This window comes from Lichenibacterium ramalinae (assembly GCF_004137085.1).
GTDB classification, from domain to species: Bacteria; Pseudomonadota; Alphaproteobacteria; order Rhizobiales; family Beijerinckiaceae; genus Lichenihabitans; species Lichenihabitans ramalinae.
Genome location: NZ_QYBC01000012.1, coordinates 1 through 26,374 on the forward strand (window position 1 = coordinate 1; position 26,374 = coordinate 26,374).

Sequence of the window (26,374 nt, forward strand, 5' to 3'; positions counted from 1 at the left end):
CGCACCGGGAGGTCGGCGGCCTGAGCGGCACCGGCGGCGGCGAGGGCGGCGGCAGAGCCCAGCAGAAGGCTTTTCACAGCGGTCATGGGTGGTTCCGTCAGTGCAGGATCGAGAGGCTCGGCCCGGCGACACGCTCGTCCGCCGCAAAACCGCCGTGAAGGGAGATCTACGGCGAGAAACTTAGCGTTAAATTAGTTTTCGAGTATCCAGAGGCCCCATTTTCCCAACATGAAGCAATGCCGCGCCCCATGTGGCCGAAACGCTACACAACCTTCGGGGGGCCAAGTGGCGTCGCACGACTGGTCACCGATTGGGCAGAACAGGCAAAAATGTAAAAAATCATTTAATCTGTGACGCTGGGATGACCCGAGCGCCTACGGTGTGGACGGGGGGCGAGGGACTTTCGACGGAAGCCTTCTCGCGCAATAATAGCTCGAACCGCGCCGAGAGCCGGACTCCGGGTCCCGGGTCCCGGCGGTCGTGCCACCGTTGGATCGAAGAGGTCGGACATGCGCCACCGTCAGGGTCGGGGCCGCACCGCCCAGGGCGCCGAGCCCCAAAGTCCCGCCGAGGTCCTCGCCGACCCCATCGAAAGCGCCCGGGCGATCGGCGACGTCCTGCCCGACGCCATCGCGCAGGCCGAGGCCGCCGGGCTGTCCATCATCGCCCAGCATCTCGGCAAGGCGCTGGATCTCGCCCGGCGTATCGTGGCGTCGGGCGCGGGCGGCGGCTGACCGGCCCGGCCGCGCGGCTCAGCCTTCCTCGTCCTCGTCGGCGTCTTCGCCGAAGAGCTCGATCATCTGCCGGCAGAATTCCGGCAGGTCGGCGGGCTTGCGGGACGTGACCAGGAGACCATCGCGCACGCAGGGCTCGTCCACCCATTCGCCGCCGGCGTTCTCGATGTCGGTCCGCAGCGACGGCCAGGAGGTGAGCTGGACCCCGTCGACCGCATCGGCCTCGATCAGCATCCAGGGGCCGTGGCAGATGGCGGCGATCGGCTTGTCGTTGTCGACGAAGTGCTGGACGAAATCGACCGCATCCTCGCTGACGCGCAGCTTGTCGGGGTTGGTGGTCCCGCCCGGCAGGACGAGCGCGTCGAAGAGCTCGGGGTCGACCGACAGGTCGGCGTCGACCGTGATCCGCTCGCCGGGCTCGACGTCGTTGTTCATGGCCTGGATGGTGCCGGTCTTCAGCGACACCACCTTCACGTCGGCTCCGGCGCCCCTCAACGCCTTCATGGGCTCCAGGATCTCGACTTGCTCGACGCCGTCCGTCGCCAGGATGGCGACCTGAAGCCCTTCAAGATCGGTGGACATGGCTTGCAAACTCGCTGGTTGGCGCGGGGCTTCCCCGCGCGGTGATGACGAACGCACGAGGCGCGGCCGCCGATCCTGTACGGCCGAAAAGAGGCTTCGGAGCGGCGGCATCGCGCGCCTGCCATGCTGGCGCCGACACGGGCCGGCTCCAGAAAGGCCGGCCGGTTCAGGGGCTTGAGCTGAACACCCGCTTCAACGGCGGCCGGACCGGGCTTCAGCCCTGCCGAATCTCGACCTGGTCGGGGTAGAAGGCGAGATGGCCCGCGATGGCTTCCGCCCCCGGCAAGGGCGCCTCGTAGCTCCAGACCGCGTTCTGGGCTTCGCGGCCCTCGGCCTTCAGGGTGAAATAGCTGGCCTCGCCCTTGAAGGGACAGTGGGTGTGGCGCTCCGTCGGCACGAAGGCCGCCATGTCGGCATCCTGGCGCGGCACGTAGAGCACGGGGCGCATGCTGCCCTCGACGAGGTCGAGCGCCCGCGACGTTTCCACCACGATCCGCCCGGCGAAGGCCACCACGACACGGCCCGGGTGGGGCGTGATGTCGAGCTTATGGGGACTGTCGGGCTTCATGGGCGAATCTCCTGCGGCGACCCCGGACTGCGGGCTCGCCTCCATGTAGCGCGCGCCGGCCCGGCGGGGAGGCGCGACCGCCCCGAAGGCCGTCGGCCCGTGATCGCAGCGGGGCTCCGCCGCGCGTGGCGCGCCGATCTGCCGCCTTTCGGCCGGGGCCGGTCCGCAACGGCACGAGCCGCTTCAGCGGGCCGCCTTCTCGATCTCGGCTTCGAGCGTCCCGAGGTTGTCCGGCGTGACGGGGCCGATGAGCTTGTAGGCCAGGGTCCCGTCGCCCCTGACCACGAAGGTTTCCGGCACGCCATAGACGCCGAAGTCTATGGCGGTGCGGCCGCTGCGGTCGTCGCCCACGGCGCCGTAGGGATCGCCCTTGGTGCCGAGGTAGCGACGGGCGTCCTCGGCCCGGTCCTTGTAGACGATGCCGTCCAGCGGGATGCCGAGTTCCTTCATGCGCGGGCTCGCCGCCAGCATCATCAGCAGCCCATGCTCGTCGTGGCACTCGGCGCACCAGGAGGCGAAGACGTTGAGCAGCGTGACGTGCCCGCGTTTCAGGGCGGCGGCGTCGAGGCCGGCGGGCGCCGCCGCGCCCGGGGGCGCGGCGCGGCCCGGCAAGGACGGCAGGGCGAAGTCCGGCACCGGCAGGCCGATCAGCGGCGATGGGATGCGCGACGGGTCCCCAGCACCGAGCCGCGCCAGGAACAGGGCGGCGAGGCCCGCGAAGGCCAGCAGCGGCAGGGCGGCGAGCAGGCGACGCGCGCGCGGCACGGCCGAACCCTCCGGCTCCGGCGCCGCGCCCGGCCGGCCGTCCGAGGTTCCGGAGGCGCTCACCGGCGCGGCTCCGTCCCGCGGCCGGCGCCACGCGCCTCCAGGCGATCGAGCGCCCGGCGCAGCGCCCACCGGTCGATCAGCACGGCGGCGGTCGCGCCGCCGACCACCAGGACGGTGGCGGCGTAGGCCGCCACGATGAAGCCGAGATGGGGGATCGCCGTCACGACACGGACCCCTCGACCGGCAGCGCGTCCCGGACGACGAGCCGCGCCGTGGGCTCGCGGTCCGCGGCGGCGGCCAGCATCAGCCGCCGCAGCCGGCGGCGCAGGATCTCGTTGCGGATGCCGGCGACGTGCAGCGTCGCGAAGACCAGCGTGAAGGCCGCGGCCATGACGAGCAGCGGCAGCAGGATCGAACGGTCGACCGTGCTGCCCGTCAGGCGGAAGATGGAGCCCTGATGCAGGGTGTTCCACCAATCGACCGAGAACTTGACGATGGGCAGGTTGACGGCTCCCACCAGCGTCAGCACCGAGGCGGCGCGGGCGGCCCGGCCGGGCTCCTCGATCGTGTGCCACAGCGCCATGAGGCCGAGATAGGTGATGAACAGCACCAGCATGGAGGTGAGCCGGGCGTCCCACACCCAATAGGTGCCCCACATGGGCTTGCCCCAGAGCGAGCCCGTGATGAGGCACAGGAGCGAGAAGGCGGCGCCGAGCGGCACCACCGCCTTCTGGGCCGCCTCGGCCAGCGGGTGGCGCCACACCAGCGTGCCCAGCGCCGAGGCCGTCATGGCGACGTAGGCGAGGCTGGCGATCCAGGCGGCCGGCACGTGGACGAACATGATCTTCACCGTCTCGCCCTGCTGGTAGTCCGGCGGCGACGTGAAGGCCAGGGCGAGGCCCGCCGCGAGGGTCGCCAGCGACAGCGCGACGAGCCAGGGGAGCAGCCGGCCCGACAGCCGCATGAAGGTCGCGGGGTTGGCGAGGACGTACATGGACCGGTCCACCCGATGGGACGCGGCGCTCTTGATCGCGCCGTCGCGACGGTTCTTCTAGCCTAATTGCGGCGACATTCCTAAAGCCGGGTGTCGCAGCGCCGCCGCCGCGGGCGGGGCCGTGATCGAGGGAGACAGCCGCTGCGCCTGCCGTTGCAACTCCGCGTCGACGAGGTCTCGACCCTGCCGCGCGTGGCGACCGTCGCGGACCTGCGAGCCTCGCCGGTGTCCTGCTCCACCGCGCTGCTGCCGCGCCTGGCGGAACCGGCCGCCGCGCTGTTCCCCGGTGCCTGGAGCCGCCACGACGGCGAGGTGCCGGCCCCGGCCTGGTGGTCGGAGACGGAGAGCTACATCGGGCACCTCGACCTCTTCAAGGTGCGCGACGCGCTGCTCTTCCCGGCCTGGGGCGTCGTCGTGGCGCGCGACGGCGCCGTGATGCGCCTCACCATGGAGGAGGCCGCCTACGTGACGCCCGACCTCGCCGACCTGCCCCATGCCGCCCGCCGGGACGGCGACACCGTGCTGGACCTGCCCGACACCATCCCGCACCTGCCGCGCGCCCTGCTCACCATGCCGTTCGGGGCGCGCATGAACTACGGCCATTTCGTGCTCGACGCCCTGTCCTCCCTGGCCGCCATCGATGCCACGGGCCTCTTCGCCGACTACCCCGTGCTGGTGCCGCCGCTCGCGCCCTGGCAGGCGCGCCACTTCGCCCTGCTGGGGGCCGAGCCGCTGGTGACGGCGGCGCCGGTGGTGCGGGTGGGCGAGCTCGTCTACACGGGCGCCGTGCACCACTTCCTGCACAACCCCAACCTCAACTACCGGGATCTGCGCCGACGCCAGATCGCCGCCCTGGCGCCGCGCGGCGGCGGCCCCAAGCGGCTCTACCTGTCGCGCGGCCGGCGGGACCGTCGCCCCATGGTGCAGGAGGCCCGGCTGGTGCGGGCCCTGCGCGGCGCGGGTTTCGCCGTGGCCGACACCGGCCGGATGAGCGTCGACCGGCAGATCGCGCTCTTCGCCGGCGCCGAGGCCGTGGTGGGGGCCACGGGCGCGGCCTTCGCCAACGCCCTCTACTGCCGGCCCGGCACGCTGGTGGTGGAGATCATGCCGAGGGGCATGGAGAACCATTGGGTGCAGCCGCTCTGCCGCATCGGCGGCCTGCGCCATGCAGCTTGGTTCTGCGGCGCGCAGGAGCGCGACCCGGCCCATCCGGAACGCGGCATGCGCTTCGACCTCGACGTCGAGCGGTTCCTCGACTTCGCCTTCGCCTGGCCCCCGCTGGCCGGCACGCGGGGCGGGGCCTCGGCGCTGCAGCGGCTGAAGCTGCGGCTCGGCCTGCCGGGCTGATGCCGCCGCCTCAGAACAGGTTCAACTGCTGGCCGTGCGGCGTCGGCGCCCGGAACAGGTCGGTGCGGAGCTTGGCGCGGACCTTCGGGAAGCCGAGCTTGGCGGCGGCGATCTCGAAGCGGCGGCCCAGCATCCAGGCATAGGGGCCGGTGCCGGTCATGCGCTTGCCCCAGGTGGCATCGTAGTCCTCGCCGTCCCGCATGGACTGGATCAGCCCCATGACGTGGCGCAGCTTGTCGGGGAAATGGGCCAGAAGCCATTCCCGGAACAGGTCGCGCACCTCCAGGGGCAGCCGCAACACCACGTAGCCGGCCTCGGTGGCGCCCGCCTGGCGGGCCGCCTGCAGGATGGTCTCCATCTCGTGGTCGTTGACGGCGGGGATCAGGGGTGCCGTCATCACCGTCACGGGGATGCCGGCCTCGGACAGGCGACGGATGGCGTCGAGGCGTTTGCGCGGCGCGGGCGCGCGGGGCTCCATGAGCCGCGCCAGCGCCGGATCCAGCGTCGTCACCGACACCGCCACCTTGACGAGGCCCTTGGCCGCCATGGGGGCCAGGAGATCGATGTCGCGCGCGACCAGCGCCGATTTGGTGATGATGCCGATCGGGTGGTGGCAGCGCTCCAGCACCTCGAGGATCGAGCGCATGATGCGCCGCTCGCGCTCGATCGGCTGGTAGGGGTCGGTGTTGGTGCCGATGGCGAGGGTGCGGGGCTTGTAGCCCGCCGCCGCCAGTTCGCGCTCGAGCTTGTCGGCCGCGCCCTCCTTGGCGAAGAGCTTGGTCTCGAAATCCAGCCCCGGCGACAGGCCCACGAAGGCGTGTGTGGGCCGGGCGAAGCAGTAGACGCAGCCGTGCTCGCAGCCCCGGTAGGGGTTGATGGACCGGTCGAAGGAGATGTCGGGCGAGTCGTTGCGGGTGATCACCGTCCGGGGCCGCTCCACCGTCACGGTGGTGGCGAAGCCCGCGGGGTCGGGCAGCGATTCGGCGTCCAGCGGCTCCGCCGTCCGGCTCTCGGCCTCGAAGCGGCCGGCGGCGTTCGACAGGGCGCCGCGGCCGCGCCGGCGGTTGGCCAGGACGTCGTCGAGCGACAGCGGCTCGGCCTCGCGGTCGGCACGCCGGGTGGGGTCGGCCGGCTTGGCCGGGGCGGCGGCCTTGGAGACAGCGGCCTTAGGGAATGGCGGCGGGGCGATCGGGGCACCGCCCACGTCGAAACCGGTCAACATCGGCGCTCTCCGGGCTCGGACCGGGCCGCCGCATCCTGTGGATAACGTCGGCCGATACGGAACGAATAGAGAACGGCCGGGAGGCCGTCAATCGCCGAATCGGCCCGTCAGGGTTTGGGTGCCGCGGGTCTCGGCTCGCCCTGCGGCGGCTTGGTCTCGGGCGGCCGGGGCTCGCCCGCCGGCACGGCGGGATGGTGGGCGGCCGGTGCGGCCGGCCGCGGCGCGCCGGCGGGACCCGGGGCCGCGATCGTGCAGCGGGCGTAGCGGAGCGGACGGGCGATCTTCAGCCGCGCCGCCTGGCGCCGCACCTGCATCAGGTCCGGCCCCAGCATGCGGATCGTCTCGGTGTAGTTGCCGGGGCGGTCCGAACGACGGCAGTCCTCGAAGATCTCGAACTGGCCCGCGCCGGCCGCGACCTTCCGGTAGGCGCAGTGGCCGGTGGGAAAGGCCACGTCCCTGGCCGTATAGGTGCGCACCCGCGGCGCGTTGGGCACGCAGTCTCGGTTCGCCCGCACCCAGGTCCCCTCGAAGGGATATCCGGGCTCGGCGGCCGCGGCCGCCACGGTGCCGGCCAGGACGGCGAGCAGGACGGCGCCGCCGCGCAGCGCGTCACTCGTCATTGTAGGAGTTCATCTCTTCGAGCGGGACGGTGAGGGCGGCGGCCTGGCGGGGGTCGAAGCGCACCCCGTCCCCGTCGAGGAAGGCGACGCCCGCACCCTCGAAGGTGGCGCGCAGCTTGGCCGACGCGGCCCCCTCCGCGCCGCCGCGCTCGAGGCCGGCGACGTCCTCGGGCGACAGGCCCGCCTTGCGCGACAGCGCTTCCGCCGTCATGTCGAGGGCGGCGCGCGCCATCCGGACCTGCACAGGTGTCATCCGCGTGTTCCCCTCGGTCGGTCCGACGGCGTGACGCGCGCGCCACGGTGAAGCCGGATTTCCATCGCAGAGCGTCGTGGCGCCGCAGCGCCCCGACCCCGAACCATGCCGCGATCCATCATAGGGCGGCGCCCGCAGCCGGGCAACGCCGCGGCGGGCAGCGGAGTGGCATCGGACTTGCGTCGCCGGACGACGGACCGGTCGGATCTTCGAGGGAGGCGCGTGGGATGGGGTCAGAGCTGCCGCCGGCGGAGACGCTGCCGCGCCCCCTGCTGATGATCCTGCACCAGGAGCATTCGACGCCGGGGCGCGTCGGGCAGCTGCTGCGCGCCATGGGCTACCGCCTCGATATCAGGCGGCCGCGCTTCGGCGACCCGCTGCCCCAGACCATGGCGGACCATGCCGGCGCCGTGATCTTCGGCGGCCCGATGAGCGCCAACGACCCGGACGATTGGGTCCGCGCCGAGATCGAATGGACGGCCGTGCCGCTCCGCGAAGGGGCACCGCTGCTTGGCCTTTGCCTCGGCGCCCAGTTGATCGCACGCCAGCTCGGGCAGAGCGTCGGCCCTCATCCGGGCGGCCACGTCGAGATCGGCTACTACCCCATCACGCCGACGCCGGCGGGGGACGCCCTGCTGGGCGTGCCGTTCCCGCGCTGGGTCTACCATTGGCACCGGGAAGGGTTCTGCCTGCCGCCCGGCGCCATCGGCCTCGCCGAGGGGACGGATTTCGAGTGCCAGGCCTTCCGCTACGGCCGTGGCGCCGTCGGGCTGCAGTTCCACCCCGAAGTCACCTACGCCATGATGAGCCGCTGGATCGTCCTGGGACACGAGAAGGCCTGCGGCAAGAATGCCAGGCCGGTGCACCAGCATCGGCAGGACTGGTTCCAGCACGACGGCGCCGTGGCGCGGTGGGCCGTGGCCTTCCTGGCATCCTGGGCCGCAGGCACCCTGCCCGATGCCGCCGTGCCGCCGGGGATGGGGCCGAGTTGCCCGGTTCAGCCGGGCGAAGCGGGACCGCCCTCCGTCACGCCGATGTGATCGCGCCGGCCTCGACCCGGCACGCCCCTCGCGCATTGTCTCGAAAACATAACGGGACGGTTCACCATGTCGGACTATCGGTTGATGAGCACGCGGCATCGGCCGGACGGCGCCATGGACACGCCGACCGCCATCCTCCTTTCGGCCGAGGACGAGGGGGACGCCATCGACCAGGCGCGGCGCTACCCGCTCGAAAACTTCGTGGAAGCCGCCGACTACGCCTGGTTGGTCGATGGATCCGGCACGGTCGTATGCGCCTTCGCGGTGGCGGCCAACCGCGCCGCGTGACCCGCCGGCGATGCCGCACCGTCGCATCGGCTGGACAACCCCGGCCCGGGGTGGCACAGCAGCCGGCGCCATGGTCGCCCGCACCGCCTTCGTCTCGATCTGCTCGAACAATTACCTGGCACAGGCCGAGGTGTTCTTCGCCTCGGCGCGCACCCACCACCCCGAGGCCACTCTGGTGCTGGGCCTCGCCGACCGGACCGACCCGGGGCTGCGCTACCCCGACGGCGTGGAGGTCCTCCCCGCCGAGGCCCTCGGCATCGCGGATTTCGACGGTTTCGCCTTCGGCTACGACGTCACGGAATTCAACACCGCCATCAAGCCCTTCCTGATGCTGCGGCTCCTCGAGCGCGGGCACCGGAACGTCGTCTATTTCGACCCCGACATCGAGATCTTCCGGCGCCTCGACGACCTCCTGGACCTGCTGGCGGGGGGCGCCTCCTTCGTGGTGACGCCGCATTTCTGCGCGCCGCCCACCGAGGCCGCGCCGCGCCGCGAGCAGCACGTCATGCAGACGGGCGTCTACAACCTCGGCTTCCTCGCCGTCGCCCAGGCCGCCGAAACCGAGCCGGTCCTGCGCTGGTGGGCCCGCATGCTGCGCCACGGCTGCTTCAACGAGCAGGACCGGGGCCTCTTCGTCGACCAGAAATACATGGACCTGCTGCCCGGGCTGGCGGAACACGCCCACGTGCTGCGGGACACGGGGTTCAACGTCGCCTATTGGAACCTCGACCGGCGCGCCGTGACGACGGCGCCCGAGGGCGGGTGGTGCGTCGACGGGCGGCCGCTCGGCTTCTTCCACTTCTCGGGCTTCGTGCCGGAGCGGCCCGGCGAGGTCTCGAAATACACGCCCGAACCCCGCGCCACGGGGGCGCTGGCGGACCTGCTGGGCGGCCACGCGGCGCGGCGGCGCGCGGCGGCGGCACGGCTCGGCTCGGCGGCGAGCCCCTACGCCTACGGGACGTTCCGCTCGGGCATCGCCATCCCCGACATGGTCCGCCACATGTTCCGCGACAAGCACCTCACCTGGTCGGGCGACCCTTTCGCCGGCTACGAGCGCTATAGCCGCCTGCCGCATCCCGCCTGCCGCACGGGGGCTTCGGGGGAGATCGTGACCAACCTCATGCACCACCGCCATTCCCGCGACCCGGCCCTGCGTTTCGCCTTCCACCTCGACAACCCCTTCGAGGTCACGGCCTATGCCCGCTTCTTCGCCCGGATGGCCGCGGCCGCGGGGATCGACGACAGCCTGTGGCGGGCCGCGGCGTGACGGGCGCGGGGCCGGAAACCGACGAGGCGGCGGCGCTGCGGGTGCGGCGGCTCGCGCTCGACAACGACGACCTGCGCGCCGAGAACGCCCGGCTCAAGGGCTCGATCGCCCAGAAGCAGGAGGAGATCCTGGCGCTGGGCGAGCGCCTCGGCCAGCTGCAGGCGCGGCTCGACACGGTGCACCGGGTGGCCGCGTGGGGGCGGCTGCGGCGCCTGAACCCGCTGCGGTCCCTGCTGCGACGGATGGGGTGACGGCGGGCCCGCCGCACCGGCGCTTGACACCCCCTCCCCCCGTCCCCCACCACCCTCGGCGATCCCGCCGCCCGCCGCGGGCGGCGTCCCGTCCCGAGGACATCCGATGACCACCCCGATCCGCCGGCCGGCCAACCCCTGCTTCTCGTCCGGGCCCTGCGCCAAGCGCCCCGGCTGGTCGCTCGCGGCGTTGGGCGATGCCGCGCTCGGCCGCTCGCACCGCGCGCCCGTCGGCCGCGACAAGCTCGCCGAGGCCATCGCGCTCACCCGGACCGTCCTGGAGATCCCCGCCGACTACCGCATCGGCATCGTGCCGGCCTCCGACACCGGCGCGGTCGAGATGGCGATGTGGAACCTGCTCGGCGCCCGGCCGGTCGACATGGTGGCCTGGGAAAGCTTCGGCGAGAGCTGGGTGACGGATGCCGTGAAGCAGCTCCGCCTGGAGGACGCCCGCGTCCTCACCGCCCCCTACGGCGACATCGTGGACTTCGCCGAGGTGGATTTCGACCGCGACGTCGTCTTCACCTGGAACGGCACCACGTCGGGGGTCCGGGTCGCGCCCGGCACGGCGATCCCGGCGGACCGCGCCGGCCTGACGATCTGCGACGCCACCTCGGCCGCCTTCGCCCAGGCCCTCCCCTGGGACCGGCTCGACGTCGTCACCTTCTCCTGGCAGAAGGCGCTCGGCGGCGAAGCCGCCCACGGCATGCTGGTGCTGTCGCCCCGCGCCGTCGCGCGGCTCCTCGCCTACGCGCCGCCCCGGCCCCTTCCGAAGATCTTCCGGCTGGTGTCGGGCCGCAAGCTCATCGAGGGCATCTTCAAGGGCGACACCATCAACACGCCCTCCATGCTCTGCGTCGAGGACTACCTCGACGCCCTGCGCTGGGGGCAGTCGGTCGGCGGCCTCGCCGGGCTGATCGGCCGGGCCGACCGCAACGCCGGCGCGCTCGACGCCTGGGTTCGCCGCACCCCCTGGGTCGCCAACCTCGCGGCCCGGCCCGAGATCCAGTCCAACACCTCCGTCTGCCTGCGCGTGGTGGACCCAGCCGTCGCGGCGCTGGCGCCCGACGCGCAGGCGGATTTCGCCAAGGCGCTGGCGACGCGGCTGGATCGCCAGGGCGTCGCCCACGACATCGCCTCCTACCGCGACGCGCCGGCGGGGCTGCGGGTGTGGTGCGGCGCCACGGTCGAGACCGCCGACATCGAAGCGCTGACGGAGTGGCTCGACTGGGCCTATGCGGCGGCGAAGGCGGAGCTGGAGGCATAGGGTCGCCTTGAGCGCGTGTCGTGCTGTCGCCGACACACGCCAGCTCTGACGTGCGGGCCCGTCACAGGCTCTCGGCCGGAGGGGGCCCGAGCAGGTCTTCGACGCTCAGGTCCAGCCCCGGCGGGTCGAGGCGCAGCGGGCCGGAGGGGACGAGGCGTGTCCGGATGTCGTCGCCGTCGCGCGCGTGATGGATGACCATGAGACGGTCGATGTCGACGATCAGGTAATGCCGGACGCTCGGCACGGCGAAATAACCCGCCAACTTGCCATGGCGGTCATAGAAGCCCGTGCTCGGCGACAGCACCTCCACCACGATCACCGGCGCCGGCACGATCGTGTCGTTCCGCGGCAGCCGCGTCCCGCAATAGACGAGGGCGTCCGGCTCGTAGGCCGTCCGCGCGTCGATGCGGACTGTCATGCCGTCGCCCATGGCCTCGCCGGGCAGGCGTTTCCGCGCGATGGCATCTTCCAAGGCGCGCTGAGCCCTGATCTTGGCCCTGGCGTGGCCGGCGCGCTCCGGCGCCATCGCATGGACGTATCCGTCGACGAGTTCGTGCCGCCCCGGACGGCCCTCGGCCCAGGCCAGGAACTCGTCGACCGTCATCGGTTGGAGCGACGCTTCCGACATGGCGCCAGCCTACCACTGCCCCGGCGGTCCGCAACGGGACAGGGCCGCGCGGTGTCCCGCGCGGCCCTTTCCCCGTCGATGTCGTCGTGTCACGCCGCCTGGAGCAGGTTGCGCAGCACGTAGTTGAGGATGCCGCCGTTGCGGAAATATTCCAGCTCGTCGGCGGTATCGATGCGGCAGATGACCGGGACGTGGCTGACCACGCCCTTGTCGGAGGTGATGACGAGTTCCATCGTCTGGCGCGGCTTCAGCGTGTCGCCGAGCCCGACGATCGAGACCGTCTCGTCGCCCTTGAGGTTCAGCGTCTGCCAGGAGGTGCCCTCCTCGAAGACCAGCGGCAGGATGCCCATGCCGACGAGGTTCGAGCGGTGGATGCGCTCGAAGCTCTGGGCGATGACGGCCCGCACGCCGAGCAGCTTCGTGCCCTTCGCGGCCCAGTCGCGCGACGAGCCCGTGCCGTATTCGCGGCCCGCGAAGATCACCAGCGGCACGCCTTCCTGCTTGTACAGCATGGCGGCGTCGTAGATCGGCATCTCCTCGCCGCCCGGCTGGTGGCGCGTCACGCCGCCTTCCACCCCGGGGACCATCTGGTTCTTGAGGCGGATGTTGGCGAAGGTGCCGCGCATCATGACTTCATGGTTGCCGCGGCGCGTGCCGTACTGGTTGAAGTCCTGCGGGCGCACCTGGTGCTCCAGCAGGTAGCGGCCGGCCGGGGACGCGGCCTTGATCGAGCCCGCGGGCGAGATGTGGTCGGTGGTGATGGAATCGAGGAAGAGCCCGAGGACGCGCGCTTCCGCGATGTCCATCACCGGGGCCGGCGCCTTGGTCATGCCCTCGAAGTAGGGCGGGTTCTGCACGTAGGTAGAGCCCATCGACCAGTGGTAGGTCTGGCCCAGCGCCACGTCGATGTTCTGCCAGTGCACGTCGCCCTGGAACACGTTGCCGTAGCGCTCGGCGAAGATCTGCTTGGTGATGGCCTTGCGGTGCAGGCTCGCCACCTCCTCCTGGGAGGGCCAGATGTCGCGCAGGAAGACCGGGCCGTCCGTGCCCTGGCCGAGGGGCTCGGTGGCGAGGTCCACGTCGAGCGAGCCCGCCAGCGCATAGGCCACCACCAGCGGGGGCGAGGCGAGGTAGTTGGCCTTCACGTCCGGGTTGACGCGGCCCTCGAAGTTGCGGTTCCCCGAGATCACGGCCGAGGCCACGATGTCGTTGTCGTTGATGGCCTTCGAGATCTCGATCGGCAGCGGCCCCGAATTGCCGATGCAGGTCATGCAGCCGTAGCCGGTGAGGTTGAAGCCGAGCGCGTCGAGGTCCTGCTGCAGGCCCGTCGCCTGGAGGTATTCGCCCACCACCTGGCTGCCGGGGGACAGCGAGGTCTTGACCCAAGGCTTGGCCTTGAGGCCGGCCTTGACGGCGTTGCGGGCCAGCAGGCCTGCGCCCAGCATCACGGCGGGGTTCGACGTGTTGGTGCAGGAGGTGATGGCGGCGATGACGACGTCGCCGTGGCCGAGGTCGAAGTTCTTCTCCTCGACGACGAAGCGCTCGTCCGGCTTGGCGACCTTGTATTCCTTGACGAGCGAGGACTGGAAGCTCGTCTTGGCGCTTTCGAGCGTCACGCGGTCCTGCGGGCGCTTGGGTCCGGCGAGCGAGGGCACGACGTCGGCGAGGTCGAGCCCGATATGCTCGGAGAAGACCGGCTCGGTCGTCGAGGAGCGGAACATGCCCTGGGCATTGCCATAGGCCTTGACCAGCGCGATGCGCTCGTCGCCGCGGTTCGAGGCGTCGAGGTAGTTGATGGTCTCGTCGTCGATCGGGAAGAAGCCGCAGGTGGCGCCGTATTCCGGGGCCATGTTGGCGATGGTGGCGCGGTCGGCGAGCGACAGCGAGTCGAGGCCGGGGCCGTAGAATTCGACGAACTTGTTCACCACGCCGAGCTTGCGCAGCATCTGCGTCACGGTCAGCACGAGGTCGGTGGCGGTGCGGCCTTCCTTGAGCTTGCCGGTGAGCTTGAAGCCCACCACGGGGGGCAGCAGCATGGACAGCGGCTGGCCCAGCATCACGGCCTCGGCCTCGATGCCGCCGACGCCCCAGCCCAGCACCGCCAGGGCATTGACCATGGTGGTGTGCGAATCCGTGCCCACCAGCGTGTCGGGATAGGCGACCGTGACGGTCTGCCCGTCGTGCTCCTCGTCGCGCGTCCAGACGGTCTGGCTGAGGTATTCGAGGTTCACCTGGTGGCAGATGCCGGTGCCGGGCGGCACGACGCGGAAGTTGGTGAAGGCGTTCTGGCCCCAGCGCAGGAAGCGGTAGCGCTCGCCGTTGCGCTCGTATTCGAGCTCGACGTTGTCGCCGAAGGCCTTGGGGGTGCCGAACTCGTCGACGATGACGGAATGGTCGATGACGAGGTCGACCGGCACCAGCGGGTTGATCTTCTCGACCGGACCGCCGAGCTTGCCCATGGCGTCGCGCATGGCGGCGAGGTCGACCACCGCCGGCACGCCGGTGAAGTCCTGCATCAGCACGCGGGCGGGCCGGAAGGCGATCTCGCGGCCGTCGGCGCCCTTCGCCGTCAACCAGGCCACGACGCTCAGGATGTCGTCCTTGGTGACGCTGCGCCCGTCCTCGTGGCGCAGCAGGTTCTCGAGCAGCACCTTCATCGAATAGGGCAGCTGCGACACGCCCTCCAGACCGTTCTTCTCAGCCTCGGGGATGGAGAAATAATGGTAGGTCTTGGAACCGGCTTCGAGCGTGCGGCGGCACTTGAAACTGTCGAGCGAGGCCATGGGGCATCCTTCGCGGCGCGGGGCGGATCTGGAACAGATCGAATATAGGAATTCCACCCGCCCTGGCTACGGGATAAGTGCGACGCAACATGGTGCACCGATGACGCTCCCGCCCTCGCCCTCGTCCCCGCTGAGCCTCGTCGTGCAGGACCTCGCGGCCGAGCGCGGCGGGCGGCCCGTGCTGGCGGGCGTCAGCTTCGCGGCGCGGGGCGGGGAAGCCCTCGGCGTGGTGGGGCGCAACGGCGCCGGCAAGTCGACGCTGCTGCGGGTGCTGGCGGGGCTGCTGCGCCCCGCCGCCGGCCGTGTGTCGCTGGAGCCGCCCGAGGCCGGCGACCCCGACACGCCCGTGGCGGAACGCGCCCATTACCTCGGCCATGCCGATGCCCTGAAGCCCGCGCTGACGCCGCGCCAGCACCTCGCCTTCGCGGCGGCGCTGCTCGGCCGCGGCCCGGCCGCGGGCGCCGCCGCGACGCCGGACGAGGCGCTGGAGCGCGTCGCCCTCGGCCATGCCGGGGACCTGCCCTGCGGCTACCTGTCGGCCGGGCAGCGGCGGCGCGTCGCCCTGGCGCGGCTCCTCGTCGCGGTGCGGCCGTTGTGGCTGCTCGACGAGCCCGCGACGGCGCTGGACGCCGCCTCTCAGGCGGTGCTGGCCGGCATGATGCGCCGTCACCTCGCGGGCGGCGGCATCGTGGTGGCGGCGACGCACGGCCCGCTCGGCCTCGACGGCTGGCGCGAGCTGCGCCTGGACCGGGGCTGATGCCGGCCCTCCTGGCGCTGTTCCGGCGCGACCTCGCGCTCGCCCGCCGCATCGGCGGCGGCGGCACGACCGGCATCGTGTTCTTCCTCTGCCTCGTCACCGTCGTGCCCTTCGCGGTCGGGCCGGACCTCGCCTTGCTGGCGCGCATCGGCCCCGCCATCCTGTGGATCGCGGCCCTGCTGTCGACGCTGCTCGGGCTCGACCGGCTCTTCGGCGCCGACCACGAGGACGGCTCGCTCGACCAGCTGCGGCTCGCCGGGACGCCGCTCGAGCTCGTGGTGGCGGTGAAGTGCCTCGCGCATTGGTGCACCACCGGCCTGCCGCTGGTGATCGTGTCGCCGCTCTTCGGGCTCATGCTGGCGCTCGACGGGCCCGCGCTCGGCGGCGTCGCGGCGACGCTGCTGGTCGGCACGCCGGCCCTGACCTGCCTCGGCGCCATCGGGGCGGCGCTGACCGTGTCGCTGCGGCGCGGCGGCCTGCTGCTGTCCGTGCTGGTGATGCCGCTGGCGATCCCGGTGCTGATCTTCGGCGTGTCGGCGGCCGACGCGGCGGGTGGCGGCACCGTGCCCTTCGCCACCCCGTTCCTGGTGCTGTGCGGCCTCACGCTGCTGGCGCTGGCCGGCACGCCCTTCGCGGCCGCGGCCGCGCTGCGGCTGACGGCCGAGTGAGCGGGCGCGCTTCGGCCCCAATCACCTCGCCGGCGTCGTGGGCGGCATCGGCGCACTGCCGTGCAGGTACCAGAACAGCATCAGCAGCACCAACAGGGCGACGCTGAGGCCCACGATGGCGCGGGCGCTGAGCTGGAAGTTCGAGGGCCCGGGCGTCAGTCCGAGCCGCGACGCCGGTGCGCCGGGCGCGCGGCCCGTGCCGACCCGCGCGGGATCGGCCGCGCTGCCCGCCACCTGGGCACCCCGGCCGTCGAGCACGGCCTGGGCGAGGTGGCGGTAGGTGGCGAGGCGCCGTGGCGTGCTTTCGCCGAGCAGGTAGGAATGGACCTCGGGCGGCTCCGGCATGCGGCCCTGGAAGCGGCCATAGGCCTGCAGCCAGTCGTATTTGTTCTGCTTGTAGATCGAATAGGCCACGAGCCCCACGATGTCGTCGTCGCCCTTCACGAGGCTGGTGAACACGACATTGTGCTCGGCCGGGTCCACGATGGCGGGATCGGGCGACAGGTCGCCGGTCTCGCGCGGCCGCAACGGCGGCACCTGCTCACTCTCCACTCGCGACGGCATCTGATCCATGGTCCCGCACCCTCCATCCGTGCTAGAGCCCGTCAGGCTGTCGTTGAAGCGGCGCTTCGACGTGGAGCCCGTGACCGCACGCCCATCGTAGAGCTGGCGTGTGTCGGCGACAGCATGACACGCGCAAGCCCAACCGCGAGACGCACCGGAGGGATCCGGCCGGGATGCCGGCGGATCCGGACGACGAGAGGGGACCGGGCACTGCCGCCGCACGATCACTGGGAACGCGGCCTGCGCGCCGGCGGCTTTGCCCGCGTGGCGGGCCTCGACGAGGCGGGGCGCGGCCCGCTCGCCGGGCCGGTCTCGGCGGCCGCCGTCATCCTCGACCCTGAGGACGTGCCCGACGGCATCGACGATTCCAAGGCGATGAGCCCTGCGGCGCGCGAGGCGGTCTGTGCCGCCGTCCTGGCCCGGGCCCTGGCGGTCGGCGTGGGCTTCGCCACGGCAGCCGAGATCGATGCCGTGAACATCCGCCAGGCCACCTTCGCGGCGATGCGCCGGGCCGTGCGGGCCCTGTCGCTGGCGCCCGACCACCTGCTGATCGATGGGCGCGACGTGCCGCCCGGCCTGCCCTGCCCGGCGCGGGCGCTGGTGAAGGGGGACAGCCTGTCGGTGTCGATCGCGGCGGCCTCGGTCGTCGCCAAGGTGGTGCGGGACCGCCTGATGGTCCGGCTCGACGCCAGCCACCCCGCCTACGGCTTCGGCATCCACAAGGGCTACCCCACGGCGGCCCACCGGGCCGCGCTGGTCGGGCTCGGCCCGACGCCCTTCCATCGCCTGAGCTTCGGCTCCCTCGCGCGCCGCGACGACGGCCAGAGCTGACGACGGCCAGAGCCGACGACGGCCAGAGCCGACGACGACCAAGCCTGACGGCGTCGAGAACGTCACGAAACAGGACAGCTTCCGAACGACTCCGGCAACCCGCCCTTAAGCTTAACGACCCATGGTCCTGCCTGTGAGTCGCGTTTACCGGTGTGTGTCAAATGTCTCAAGCACAGGCCGGTTCGGCCGCCTCGAAGCTCCAGTCAAAGGTATCGCGTGCTGGAGCTTCGACGGCTCGGCTCAGGGCCGTCGCCCCGGTCCTGCAGGACCGCATCATCCTGTCGGACTGCCTCGCGGCACTCGACAGCCTGCCGGCCGAGAGCGTCGACCTCGTCTTCGCCGACCCACCCTACAACCTGCAACTGTCCAACCCGCTGACCCGCCCCGACCAGAGCGCCGTGGACGCCGTCGACGACGATTGGGACAAGTTCGCCTCCTTCGCCGAATACGACCGCTTCACCAAGGCCTGGCTCGCCGGCGTGCGCCGGGTGATGAAGCCCACCGCCACGCTCTTCGTGATCGGCTCCTACCACAACATCTTCCGCGTCGGCGCGACGCTGCAGGACCTGGGCTTCTGGATCCTCAACGACATCGTGTGGCTCAAGGCCAACCCGATGCCGAACTTCCGCGGCCGCCGCTTCACCAACGCCCATGAGACGCTGATCTGGGCGTCGCGCGACCAGGACGCCAAGGGCTACACCTTCAACTACGAGGCCATGAAGGGCGCCAACGACGACACGCAGATGCGGTCCGACTGGTTCATGCCCATCTGCTCGGGCGCCGAGCGCCTCAAGGACGCCAACGGCGACAAGCTCCACCCGACGCAGAAGCCCGAAGCGCTGCTGACCCGCATCCTGCTCAGCGCCTCCAAGCCCGGCGACGTGGTGCTCGACCCCTTCTTCGGCTCCGGCACAACCGGCGCCGTGGCGCGCCGCTACGGGCGCACCTGCGTCGGCATCGAGCGCGATCCCGGCTACGCCAAGGCGGCGGCGGCCCGCATCGCCGCCGTGGTGCCGGCCGATGCCGACACGCTGGACGTGCTGGCGACCAAGCGCTCGGAGCCGCGCCTGCCCTTCGCCAGCCTGCTCGAGACCGGCGCCGTCGTGCCGGGCCAGGCCCTCTACGACGTCCGCCGCCGCGTGAAGGCCACGGTGCGGGCCGACGGGCTCATCGCGGTCTCGGCGATCGCGGGCTCGATCCACAAGGTCGGTGCCCTGGTCCAGGGCCTGCCGTCCTGCAACGGCTGGACCTACTGGCACTTCGAGGCCGGCGGCGCGCTGCAGCCCATCGACGTGCTGCGCGAGCGCGCCCGCGCCGGCCTGCGCAAGGGAGCCTGAGCGACGGCGGAATCGCGGCAGCTGCGCAGCGGTGGAGCCCGCTATCGTGGCGGCAGGCCGCCGTGTCCGGCGAGGTCTTCGAGGGCGGCATCATGGCGGGACGCGAGGGGGATCCGTCCGGCGATCGGTGCGAGGTCCTGCCTCGCTCCGACCGCCCGAAGGTCAACGCGTTTCAAGCTAAAACGCGCAACGGATCCTCGGACCGCGACCGGAACTCGCCATCCCCTCGCCTGAGGGCGGGACCGCGGCCGTGATCCGCGGCAGGAACTACCGTTCGCCCGCGGGGTAATCCGTGTCGAGCGCGGTCTGCCGGCGCGATTCCACTTCGGCCAGCGTCTCCTTGAGCTTCTTCACCACGGCGTCGTGGCCCCATTCGCCGAGAACGAGGTGGAGCGGGGGGTTCGCCTCCGCCACCAGGGCGATCATGGCCTCGCCAGCCCGCACGGGATCTCCCGCCTGCGTGCCGCTGTTCTTCGACGTGGTCGCCATGCGGGACGCGACGGTCTCGGCATAGTCCGGAATGGTGCTGGCGGTCTGCGTCATGGACCGGCCGGCCCAATCGGTCCGGAACGGGCCCGGCTCCACCACCGTCACCTTGATGCCGAGCGGTGCCGCTTCCTTGGCGAGCGAATCCGAGAAGCCCTCGACGGCGTGTTTCGACGCCGCGTAATAGCCCGACCCCGGGAAGCCGCAGAACCCCGCGACCGACGCGATGTTGATGACATGGCCGCTCTTCTGGCGCCGCATCACCGGCAGAACGGCGCGCGTCATGGCGAAGAGGCCGAAGACGTTGGCCTCGAACTGCGCCCGGATCTCCTCGGCGACCCCTTCCTCGATCGACGCCAGGTAGCCGTAGCCGGCATTGTTCACCAGCACGTCGATCCGCCCGAAGGCCTTCAGGGCCGCGGCGACGCCGGCCTCGATGTCGTCGTCGTCGATGACGTCCAGGGCCAGGGCCAGGGCCCGCCCGTCCCGCCCCTGCGCCAGGTCCTCGACCCGCGCCCTGTCGCGCGCCGTCACCACGGCGCGCCAGCCCCGGTCGAGCACCAGCCTGGCGAGTTCTCGCCCGAACCCCGTCGAACAGCCCGTGATGAACCAGACGGGCGATGCAGTGTCAGACATATGCGATATCCTCGATATATGCGAAATAACCTGGGTCGATCAACGGTCCACCATGGCCATCTGGGCGTCGGTGTAGCGCGGTCCCGCGATGGAGCCGGGCGGCAGGGCCGCGTCGAGCGCCGAAACCTCGTCGGGCGACAGCGTGATGTCGGCCGCCGCCACGTTCTCCTCGAGATAGCGGCGCCGCTTGGTGCCGGGGATCGGGGCGATGTCGTCGCCCTTGGCGAGCAGCCACGCCAGGGCGATCTGCCCGGGCTTGACGCCCTTGGCCGACGCGATGGCGCCGACCTTCTCGGCCGCCTGGACGTTGCGGTCGAAGTTCTCGCCCTGGTAGCGGGGATCGTTGCGGCGATAGTCGCCCTCGGGATAGTCCTCGGCCCGCTGCACCGCGCCGGTGAGGAAGCCGCGGCCGAGCGGGCTGAAGGGCGTGAGCCCGATGCCGAGTTCGCGCAGCAGCGGGATGATCTCGGGTTCGAGGTTGCGCTCCCAGAGCGAATATTCGCTCTGCAGCACCGAGACCGGGTGGACGGCATGGGCGCGCCGGATGTTGGCGGCGCCGGCCTCGCTGAGGCCGATGAACCGCACCTTGCCGGCCTCGATGAGCCGCGACACCGTGCCGATCACCTCTTCCACCGGCACGGCCGGATCGATGCGGTGCTGGTAGAGCAGGTCGATGTGGTCGAGGCCCAGGCGGCCGAGCGACGCGTCCACCACCTCGCGGATGTGCTCGGGCCTGCTGTCGACGCCCGCCACCTTGCCGTTCTCGATGCGGAAGCCGAACTTCGTCGCCACCACGACGCCGTCGCGCCGCCCCTTCAGCGCCTGGCCGAGCAGCCGCTCGTTGGTGAAGGGTCCGTAGACTTCCGCCGTGTCGAAATAGGTCACGCCGAGGTCGAGGGCCCGGTGGATCGTGGCGATGGATTCGGCGTCGTCGGGCGTCCCGTAGGACTGGCTCATTCCCATGCAGCCGAGGCCGATGGCCGAGACCGCGAGGCCCTGTGTGCCGAGCTTGCGTGTGGGGATCATGGGGGTCTCCGCGAGATTGTCTGGCCGGCCCGGCCGCGCCGGGGGCGATCTGGTTCCGGGGCGGCGGGCGGCGGAACCCTCGACGCGCATGCAACGGCGGAGCAGGCTCGATGGTTGCGAGTGTCGATGGGCGGCGACCGGGGGCCGCCGCCCGCGGCTCGGCGTGGAGGTGTGACGGCAGCAGCCCGACGCACGCCGGTCCGAGCGATGGGACCTTCCGCCCCGGGAGGAGACGCGCCGTGATGATCCTGATCTTCGCCGCCATGACGGCGGCGCTGGCCGCCGCCGCCCTGGGGCTGCGCCGGCTCGGCGCCGCGGCGCTGCTCGCCGGCCTGGTCCTGTCGGCGGGGCTGTTCCTGTTCGAGATCCACAGCCGCGAGGACGGGTTCGCCATGCCGTGGCTGTCGACCCGGGGCGAGGGGACGGGCGGTGCGGCAGGCCGGGACGCGGTCGCGTGAGGGGCCCGGCGGCGGCGGACGCGGCCGGCCTCGCGGCCCGGCTGGCCGATCTCGCGCTCCTCGCCATGGTGGTGGCGCTGGCCGGGGTGCTGACGGCGGCCCTCGTGATGGAGATCGCCTATGGCGAGAAGCCCTGCCCCCTGTGCCTGCTGGAGCGCATCGGCATGTTCGGGATCTGCGTCGGCATCGTGCTCCACCTGCGCCGCGGTCCCTCGGTCCGCGCCATCGGGCTCGGCTTCGCCTCGGCCCTGTTCCTGCTGGTCGTGTCGGTGCGCCAGGTGCTGCTCGACATCTGCCCGCGCCCCGGCCACAGCTACGTCGGCAGCGCCGTGCTGGGCCTGCACATGCCGGTGTGGTCGGTGCTGGTCGCCGTGGCGGTGCTGGCGGGCTTCGCCGGCGTGCTGGTCGCCTTTGGCGAGGCGGTCTGGCGGCCCGGCCCGCGCCACCCCGGCCCGGCCCGTGCCGCCGGCTGGGCGGGGCTCTACGCGGCGGCGCTCTGCGCCATCAACCTCATCACGGTGGCGCTGTGACGCCGCGCCCGAGGCTCAGGAGGCCTCCACCGCACCCGCCGTCCAGCAGCGCAGCCGCACGTCGCAGCCGCCGCCCGGGCGGCTGCCGATCTCCAACGCGAAGCCGTGCAGGCGGGCGATGGCGGCGACGAGGCTGAGCCCGAGGCCCGTGCCGGGCAGGTGCCGGCTGGGGTCGAGGCGGTAGAAGCGGCGCATCACGGCCTCGGAGGCGTCCGGCGGGATGCCCGGCCCGGTGTCCCACACCCGCACGACCGCGCCGCCGCGCTCCGCCTCCAGGGCGAGCCCGACCCGGCCGCCCCGCGGCGTGTATTTGATGGCGTTGTCGACGAGGTTGGCCACGGCCTCGAAGACGAGGTCGCCGTCCCCGTGGAGCAGGACGGCGGGCCCGCCCCGGTCGAGCGCGAAGCCGATCTCCTTTTCCTCCGCCACGGGCGCGTAGAGCTCCGCGACCGCTTCGATCACGTCGCCGAGCGCGACGGCGCGGAAGCCGCCCTGCCGCCGGCCGTGCTCCACCTCGGCGAGGCGCAGCACGGCCGTGACGGTGGCGAGGAGCTGGTCCACGTCGGCCACCGACTTGGCCAGCACCTCGGACACGGGAGCGTGGCGGGCGCCGGGATCGAGCGCGCGTTCGAGGCGCACACGCAGGCGCGTCAGCGGCGTCCGAAGGTCGTGGGCGATGGCGTCCCCCGCCCCCTTCACCTCGTCGACGAGACGCTCGATCTCGTCCAGCATGCCGTTGACCATCTCGGACAGGCGGTCGAACTCGTCGTGACGGCGCCCGGCCGGCAGGCGGCGGTGGAACTCCCCCTCCATGATGAGGCTGCAGGCGCGCCACACGGCGTCGACCCGGCGCAGCGTCCCCAGGCTGATGACGGCGCCGCCCGCCAGGGCCAGCAGCGCCGCCGGGAGCGCGGCGAGGCCGATGGCGCGCTTGACGATGGCGTCGATCTCGTGGAGGTCGCCGGCGCTGCGGCCGAGGAACAGCACGGCGCCGTCCGCCAGGGGCAGCGCCACGGCACGGACGTCGACACTCTCGGGCGCGCCGTGCCGCGACCAGTTCACCGTGACGGGGGCCGGCTGGTCCTCGGGCGGCAGCGTCGCCGGGAGCCCGTCCACGTCGCCGGCGAGGCGTGCGCCGTCCGGCCCGAACAGCCCATAGGCCTTGTTGCCCTGGGGATCGACGGTCAGCGACTTTTCCAGCCGCAGGATGAGCACGCGCCGCGATTCCATGCGGAGCGAGCGCGCCTCCAGCAGCAGCCCGGCATCGAGGCGGCCGGTGAAATAGCCCACGGTCTGCCAGTAGAAGAAGGCCCCCATGGCGGCGATGCCGATGCCGACGATGGCGGCGGAGCCCATGGTCCAGCGGAAGGCCGTCGTCTGGAACAGCCGGAGCCGGCGCAGCCGCGGCGGCGGACGGCGGGCGAGGGTGGGCCCCGCCGTCACGGCCCCGGCGCGCGCAGCACGAAGCCGGTGCCCCGCACGGTGTGGATCAGCGCCGGCTCGCCCGGGCCGTCCACCTTGCGGCGCAGCTTGCCGAGGTGGACGTCGACGAGGTTGGTGCCGGGGTCGAAGCGGTAGCCCCACACCTGTTCGAACAGCATGGCGCGCGTCACCACCTGCTCGGCGTGGCGGACCAGGAACTCGAGAAGCTTGAACTCGCGCGGGTACAGGTCGAGCAGCCGCTCCCCGCGCCGCGCCGCCCGGCCGATCAGGTCGAGCTGCAGGTCGGCGAAGCGCAGCACCGTAATGTCCCGGTCGGACGGACGCCGCGCCAGCACCTCCACGCGGGCGCGCAGCTCCGCGGCGAAGAAGGGCTTGGACAGGTAGTCGTCCCCCCCGGCGCGCAGGCCGCGGATGCGCTCGTCGACCGACGACAGCGCGCTCAGCACCAGCACCGGCGTGGAGACGCCCGCGGCGCGGAGCCGGTCGAGCAGCGCCAGGCCATCGAGACCGGGCAGCATCCGGTCGAGCGTCACGACGTCGAAGGGTTCCGCCTGGGCGCGGGCGAGGCCGGCGGGGCCGTCGGTCTCGAGCGTGACGGCGAAGCCCGCGGCGGAAAAGTCCTCGACGATCTCCGCCGCGGTCTCGCCGTCATCCTCGATGACCAGCACCCTCAGCATGGCATCCTTCCCGTTCGATGCGTCATAGACCATTGCGGTCGTGGCGGATGCAAGGCACGCCGCTAGCGCGGCACCTTGGGTTTCGGCCCGCCGGCCTTGCGGCGCCTTGGCTTTCGGCCCGCCCTCCTTGCGGCGCCTTGGCTTTCGGCGCGCCGCCAGCCTATATCGCCCGGAGACGGACAGGAGACGGCGTGGACGCGGCGCAACGCAAGGGCCTATACGGCAACCCGATCGACGGATTGAAGCTCGACGTGGCGGACAGCGTCCAGCTGTCGCCGCTGGTGCCGGGAGCGGAAGCGCTCGACGGGCTGCCGGAGGGCGCGCTCGGCGCCCTGGTGATGGTGGCGCCCCCCGGCACGGTGGAGCGGCGCCACGCGATGGCGCTCGGCCTGCGGGCCCTCGCGCCCGGCGCCCCCTTCACCATCGTGGCTCCCAAGGACAAGGGCGGCTCACGCCTGGGCGACGAGCTCGCGGCCTTCGGCTGCGGCGTCGACGACACCGGCAAGCGCCATCACCGCGTCTGCACCGGGCTTCGGCCCGCGGCGCTCGAGGGCATCGAGGATGCGGTGGCGGCGGGGGCGCCGCGCCTCGTCGAGGCGCTCGGGCTGTGGTCGCAGCCCGGCATCTTCTCCTGGGACCGGCTCGACCCCGGCACGGCCCTGCTGATCGAGACGCTGCCGGCCCTGGCGGGCCGCGGCGCCGATTTCGGCTGCGGCGTCGGGGTGCTGGCCCATGCGGTGCTCAAGGCCCCCAAGGTGAAGGGCGTGACGCTGATCGACATCGACCGGCGCGCCGTCGAGGCGGCCCGGCGCAACGTCGACGACCCCCGGGCGGAGGTCCGCTGGGCCGACCTGCGCACGGGCCCGGGCGGCCTCGCCAACCTCGACTTCGTCGTGATGAACCCGCCCTTCCACCTGGCGGGCTCCGAAGACCAGGCCCTCGGGCAGGGCTTCGTCGCCACCGCCGCCAAGGCGCTGCGGCGCGGCGGCGCGCTCTGGCTGACGGCCAACCGGCACCTGCCTTACGAGGGCGCGCTGAAGCCGCTCTTCGCCCGGGTCGAACTCCGGGCCGAGGCCCGCGGCTTCAAGGTCTTCGAGGCCCATCGCTGACCATGGCGGGCATGGTGCGGATCGACAGGCTGCTGGGCAACCTCGGCTATGGTTCGCGGCGCGAGATCGCCGCCCTGTGCCGGGGTGGCCACGTCCTGCTCGACGGCGCCCCCCTGCGGGCGGCCGACACCAAGGTGCCGCTCGCCGACGCGCTCGCGACGCGGCTGAGGGTCGAGGGCGACGCGCTCGACCCCCTGCCCGGCCTCGCCCTGGCGATGCACAAGCCGCTGGGGACCACCTGTTCGCACGACGAGGCGGGTCCCCTGGTCTACGACCTGCTGCCGCCGCGCTGGCGGCGACGCGACCCGCCGCTGTCGAGCGCCGGCCGGCTCGACAAGGACACGTCCGGCCTCCTCATCCTCACCGACGACGGCGCCCTGCTGCACCGGATCATCTCGCCGCGCCACCAGGCGCCCAAGCGCTACCGGGCGACGCTGGCGGAGCCGCTGCGGGCCGATGCCGGCGCCATCCTGGCCTCCGGCACCCTCGTGCTCAACGGGGAGGACAGGCCGCTGCTGCCGGCCGACCTGAGGCTGGACGGACCGACGGAGGCGGTGGTGACGATCGTCGAGGGGCGCTATCATCAGGTGCGCCGCATGTTCGCCGCGCTCGGCAACCGCGTCCTGGCGCTGCACCGGGACCGGGTGGGCGGCTACGACCTCCCGGACGACCTCGCGCCCGGGCAATGGCGCATCCTGTCGGGCGACGCCCTCGCCGCCGTCCTGGCCCCGCAGGCCAAGACCGGAGGTGGCACGCCGGCACCGGAGGAGCCCCGGGCGTAACCTATGATGGGGACGACATGGTGCCACAGTGCGGTTCCGCGCGTGGCGCAGGGGAAGGGCAAGGCGTATCTGGACGGAACTGCAACCCAGGTGGACCTCCATGCTCGACAGGCTGTGGCGCCGCCTGCTCTGGCCGGCGGTGATGCGTGACGCCGACCGCCTGATCGAGGCGCATGGCCGCGGTGCCTATGGCATGGCGCGGCTCGGTGCGACGGCGTCCCGCGAGGTCGACGGCCACGGTCACTGGTGCAGCGTCGCCCGGGAGGTCGCCCGGCGCCTCGAACACGAATACAAGAAGCATTAGGCCGCGATCGGGGGCAGCAACCCGATCGCGTGAAACGTCATGGGAACGACGGGCGGGCACTTGGAGTCTTGGGTCAGCCGGTGTCGGGCCGTGCCGCCACGGGCCAGTCCGACATCGAGAGGCCGTCCGCCGTCGAAGGCGAGCCGCAGCGGCC

31 protein-coding genes are annotated in these 26,374 nt (G+C 72.1%); 16 read left to right on the top strand and 15 right to left on the bottom strand.

The features are described from left to right. Positions 1-509 precede the first annotated feature (509 nt). Complete coding sequence (locus D3272_RS14630; RefSeq protein ID WP_129219950.1) at positions 510-734, top strand: hypothetical protein; 225 nt, start codon at positions 510-512, stop codon at positions 732-734. Between the two features lie 18 nt (positions 735-752). Here D3272_RS14630 and D3272_RS14635 read toward each other — a convergent pair whose 3' ends face one another. The 5 genes from D3272_RS14635 to D3272_RS14655 all read right to left on the bottom strand — a co-directional run bounded on the left by D3272_RS14635 (position 753) and on the right by D3272_RS14655 (position 3,646). Continuing rightward, positions 753-1,316: a type 1 glutamine amidotransferase domain-containing protein gene (locus D3272_RS14635; RefSeq protein WP_129219951.1), complete on the bottom strand. Its 564-nt coding sequence runs from the start codon at positions 1,314-1,316 to the stop codon at positions 753-755. Between the two features lie 214 nt (positions 1,317-1,530). Next, entirely contained in the window at positions 1,531-1,884 is a 354-nt protein-coding gene (locus tag D3272_RS14640) for a DUF427 domain-containing protein (RefSeq protein ID WP_129219952.1), read from the bottom strand. Positions 1,885-2,067: 183 nt separating this feature from the next. Continuing rightward, complete coding sequence (locus tag D3272_RS14645; RefSeq protein WP_129219953.1) at positions 2,068-2,712, bottom strand: DsbE family thiol:disulfide interchange protein; 645 nt, start codon at positions 2,710-2,712, stop codon at positions 2,068-2,070. Beyond that, complete coding sequence (gene ccmD, locus D3272_RS14650) at positions 2,709-2,876, bottom strand: heme exporter protein CcmD (protein WP_129219954.1); 168 nt, start codon at positions 2,874-2,876, stop codon at positions 2,709-2,711. The genes D3272_RS14645 and ccmD overlap by 4 nt, the downstream gene beginning before the upstream one ends. Continuing rightward, positions 2,873-3,646, bottom strand: a complete 774-nt coding sequence (locus tag D3272_RS14655) for a heme ABC transporter permease (protein WP_129219955.1) — start codon at positions 3,644-3,646, stop codon at positions 2,873-2,875. The genes ccmD and D3272_RS14655 overlap by 4 nt, the downstream gene beginning before the upstream one ends. A 153-nt stretch (positions 3,647-3,799) precedes the next feature. Between D3272_RS14655 and D3272_RS14660 the strand changes: the two genes are divergently transcribed. Beyond that, positions 3,800-4,993 carry a glycosyltransferase family 61 protein gene (locus D3272_RS14660; protein WP_129219956.1) on the top strand — a complete coding sequence of 398 codons (1,194 nt, stop codon included), beginning with the start codon at positions 3,800-3,802 and terminating at the stop codon, positions 4,991-4,993. A gap of 10 nt (positions 4,994-5,003) precedes the next feature. Here D3272_RS14660 and D3272_RS14665 read toward each other — a convergent pair whose 3' ends face one another. The 3 genes from D3272_RS14665 to D3272_RS14675 form a co-directional block, all read right to left on the bottom strand. Continuing rightward, a complete protein-coding gene (locus D3272_RS14665; protein ID WP_129219957.1) occupies positions 5,004-6,215 on the bottom strand; it encodes a PA0069 family radical SAM protein in 1,212 nt (403 codons plus the stop codon). A 107-nt stretch (positions 6,216-6,322) separates the two neighbouring features. Beyond that, entirely contained in the window at positions 6,323-6,835 is a 513-nt protein-coding gene (locus D3272_RS14670) for a hypothetical protein (RefSeq protein ID WP_129219958.1), read from the bottom strand. Next, entirely contained in the window at positions 6,825-7,088 is a 264-nt protein-coding gene (locus D3272_RS14675; RefSeq protein WP_129219959.1) for a helix-turn-helix domain-containing protein, read from the bottom strand. Before D3272_RS14675 ends, D3272_RS14670 begins: the two co-directional genes overlap by 11 nt. A gap of 227 nt (positions 7,089-7,315) precedes the next feature. On the opposite strand from D3272_RS14675, the gene D3272_RS14680 reads away from it, so the two are divergent. The 5 genes from D3272_RS14680 to D3272_RS14700 all read left to right on the top strand — a co-directional run bounded on the left by D3272_RS14680 (position 7,316) and on the right by D3272_RS14700 (position 11,201). Continuing rightward, complete coding sequence (locus tag D3272_RS14680; protein WP_129219960.1) at positions 7,316-8,128, top strand: glutamine amidotransferase; 813 nt, start codon at positions 7,316-7,318, stop codon at positions 8,126-8,128. Positions 8,129-8,212: 84 nt separating this feature from the next. Further along, entirely contained in the window at positions 8,213-8,416 is a 204-nt protein-coding gene (locus tag D3272_RS14685) for a hypothetical protein (protein ID WP_129219961.1), read from the top strand. A gap of 70 nt (positions 8,417-8,486) precedes the next feature. Continuing rightward, a complete protein-coding gene (locus D3272_RS14690; RefSeq protein WP_129219962.1) occupies positions 8,487-9,683 on the top strand; it encodes a hypothetical protein in 1,197 nt (398 codons plus the stop codon). Next, positions 9,665-9,934, top strand: coding sequence for a hypothetical protein (locus D3272_RS14695; protein ID WP_129219963.1), 270 nt, complete (start codon positions 9,665-9,667; stop codon positions 9,932-9,934). The genes D3272_RS14690 and D3272_RS14695 overlap by 19 nt, the downstream gene beginning before the upstream one ends. A 106-nt stretch (positions 9,935-10,040) precedes the next feature. Further along, complete coding sequence (locus tag D3272_RS14700) at positions 10,041-11,201, top strand: phosphoserine transaminase (protein WP_129219964.1); 1,161 nt, start codon at positions 10,041-10,043, stop codon at positions 11,199-11,201. 61 nt (positions 11,202-11,262) lie between these two features. Here the strand turns inward: D3272_RS14700 and D3272_RS14705 are convergent, their stop codons facing one another. Further along, positions 11,263-11,829 carry a Uma2 family endonuclease gene (locus D3272_RS14705; RefSeq protein WP_245496583.1) on the bottom strand — a complete coding sequence of 189 codons (567 nt, stop codon included), beginning with the start codon at positions 11,827-11,829 and terminating at the stop codon, positions 11,263-11,265. An 89-nt stretch (positions 11,830-11,918) separates the two neighbouring features. Beyond that, the gene (gene acnA / locus D3272_RS14710) at positions 11,919-14,612 is read right to left on the bottom strand and encodes an aconitate hydratase AcnA (RefSeq protein WP_129219965.1); all 2,694 of its coding nucleotides are present in this window, start codon (positions 14,610-14,612) and stop codon (positions 11,919-11,921) included. Positions 14,613-14,742: 130 nt separating this feature from the next. Between acnA and ccmA the strand changes: the two genes are divergently transcribed. Both ccmA and ccmB read left to right on the top strand, forming a co-directional pair. Further along, positions 14,743-15,369 carry a heme ABC exporter ATP-binding protein CcmA gene (ccmA, locus tag D3272_RS14715; RefSeq protein WP_129220116.1) on the top strand — a complete coding sequence of 209 codons (627 nt, stop codon included), beginning with the start codon at positions 14,743-14,745 and terminating at the stop codon, positions 15,367-15,369. Next, positions 15,369-16,037: a heme exporter protein CcmB gene (gene ccmB, locus D3272_RS14720; protein WP_428977994.1), complete on the top strand. Its 669-nt coding sequence runs from the start codon at positions 15,369-15,371 to the stop codon at positions 16,035-16,037. The genes ccmA and ccmB overlap by 1 nt, the downstream gene beginning before the upstream one ends. Positions 16,038-16,058: 21 nt before the next feature. Here the strand turns inward: ccmB and D3272_RS14725 are convergent, their stop codons facing one another. Beyond that, positions 16,059-16,574 (bottom strand): hypothetical protein, encoded by a 516-nt coding sequence (locus tag D3272_RS14725; RefSeq protein WP_129219966.1) that lies wholly within the window; start codon positions 16,572-16,574, stop codon positions 16,059-16,061. 291 nt (positions 16,575-16,865) lie between these two features. Between D3272_RS14725 and rnhB the strand changes: the two genes are divergently transcribed. Together rnhB and D3272_RS14735 are read left to right on the top strand one after the other, a co-directional pair. Continuing rightward, positions 16,866-17,432 carry a ribonuclease HII gene (rnhB, locus tag D3272_RS14730; RefSeq protein ID WP_342634184.1) on the top strand — a complete coding sequence of 189 codons (567 nt, stop codon included), beginning with the start codon at positions 16,866-16,868 and terminating at the stop codon, positions 17,430-17,432. A 161-nt stretch (positions 17,433-17,593) separates the two neighbouring features. Beyond that, a complete protein-coding gene (locus D3272_RS14735; RefSeq protein ID WP_129219968.1) occupies positions 17,594-18,769 on the top strand; it encodes a site-specific DNA-methyltransferase in 1,176 nt (391 codons plus the stop codon). Between the two features lie 267 nt (positions 18,770-19,036). Here the strand turns inward: D3272_RS14735 and D3272_RS14740 are convergent, their stop codons facing one another. Together D3272_RS14740 and D3272_RS14745 are read right to left on the bottom strand one after the other, a co-directional pair. Beyond that, the gene (locus D3272_RS14740) at positions 19,037-19,891 is read right to left on the bottom strand and encodes an oxidoreductase (protein ID WP_129219969.1); all 855 of its coding nucleotides are present in this window, start codon (positions 19,889-19,891) and stop codon (positions 19,037-19,039) included. 39 nt (positions 19,892-19,930) lie between these two features. Further along, a complete protein-coding gene (locus D3272_RS14745; RefSeq protein WP_129219970.1) occupies positions 19,931-20,917 on the bottom strand; it encodes an aldo/keto reductase in 987 nt (328 codons plus the stop codon). Positions 20,918-21,156: 239 nt separating this feature from the next. Here D3272_RS14745 and D3272_RS14750 point away from each other — a divergent pair, with 239 nt between their 5' ends. After that, the gene (locus D3272_RS14750; RefSeq protein ID WP_129219971.1) at positions 21,157-21,375 is read left to right on the top strand and encodes a hypothetical protein; all 219 of its coding nucleotides are present in this window, start codon (positions 21,157-21,159) and stop codon (positions 21,373-21,375) included. Then, entirely contained in the window at positions 21,372-21,905 is a 534-nt protein-coding gene (locus D3272_RS14755; RefSeq protein WP_245496584.1) for a disulfide bond formation protein B, read from the top strand. Before D3272_RS14750 ends, D3272_RS14755 begins: the two co-directional genes overlap by 4 nt. A 15-nt stretch (positions 21,906-21,920) precedes the next feature. Here the strand turns inward: D3272_RS14755 and D3272_RS14760 are convergent, their stop codons facing one another. Next, a complete protein-coding gene (locus D3272_RS14760; RefSeq protein ID WP_129219972.1) occupies positions 21,921-23,348 on the bottom strand; it encodes a sensor histidine kinase in 1,428 nt (475 codons plus the stop codon). Further along, complete coding sequence (locus D3272_RS14765; RefSeq protein ID WP_129219973.1) at positions 23,345-24,025, bottom strand: response regulator transcription factor; 681 nt, start codon at positions 24,023-24,025, stop codon at positions 23,345-23,347. The genes D3272_RS14760 and D3272_RS14765 overlap by 4 nt, the downstream gene beginning before the upstream one ends. A 191-nt stretch (positions 24,026-24,216) precedes the next feature. On the opposite strand from D3272_RS14765, the gene D3272_RS14770 reads away from it, so the two are divergent. From D3272_RS14770 to D3272_RS14780, 3 genes are all read left to right on the top strand, one after another. Further along, positions 24,217-25,134, top strand: a complete 918-nt coding sequence (locus D3272_RS14770) for a class I SAM-dependent methyltransferase (protein ID WP_342634185.1) — start codon at positions 24,217-24,219, stop codon at positions 25,132-25,134. A 2-nt stretch (positions 25,135-25,136) separates the two neighbouring features. After that, positions 25,137-25,916, top strand: coding sequence for a pseudouridine synthase (locus tag D3272_RS14775; protein ID WP_129219975.1), 780 nt, complete (start codon positions 25,137-25,139; stop codon positions 25,914-25,916). A 100-nt stretch (positions 25,917-26,016) separates the two neighbouring features. Beyond that, entirely contained in the window at positions 26,017-26,220 is a 204-nt protein-coding gene (locus D3272_RS14780) for a hypothetical protein (RefSeq protein WP_129219976.1), read from the top strand. The last annotated feature ends 154 nt before the right edge of the window (positions 26,221-26,374 follow it).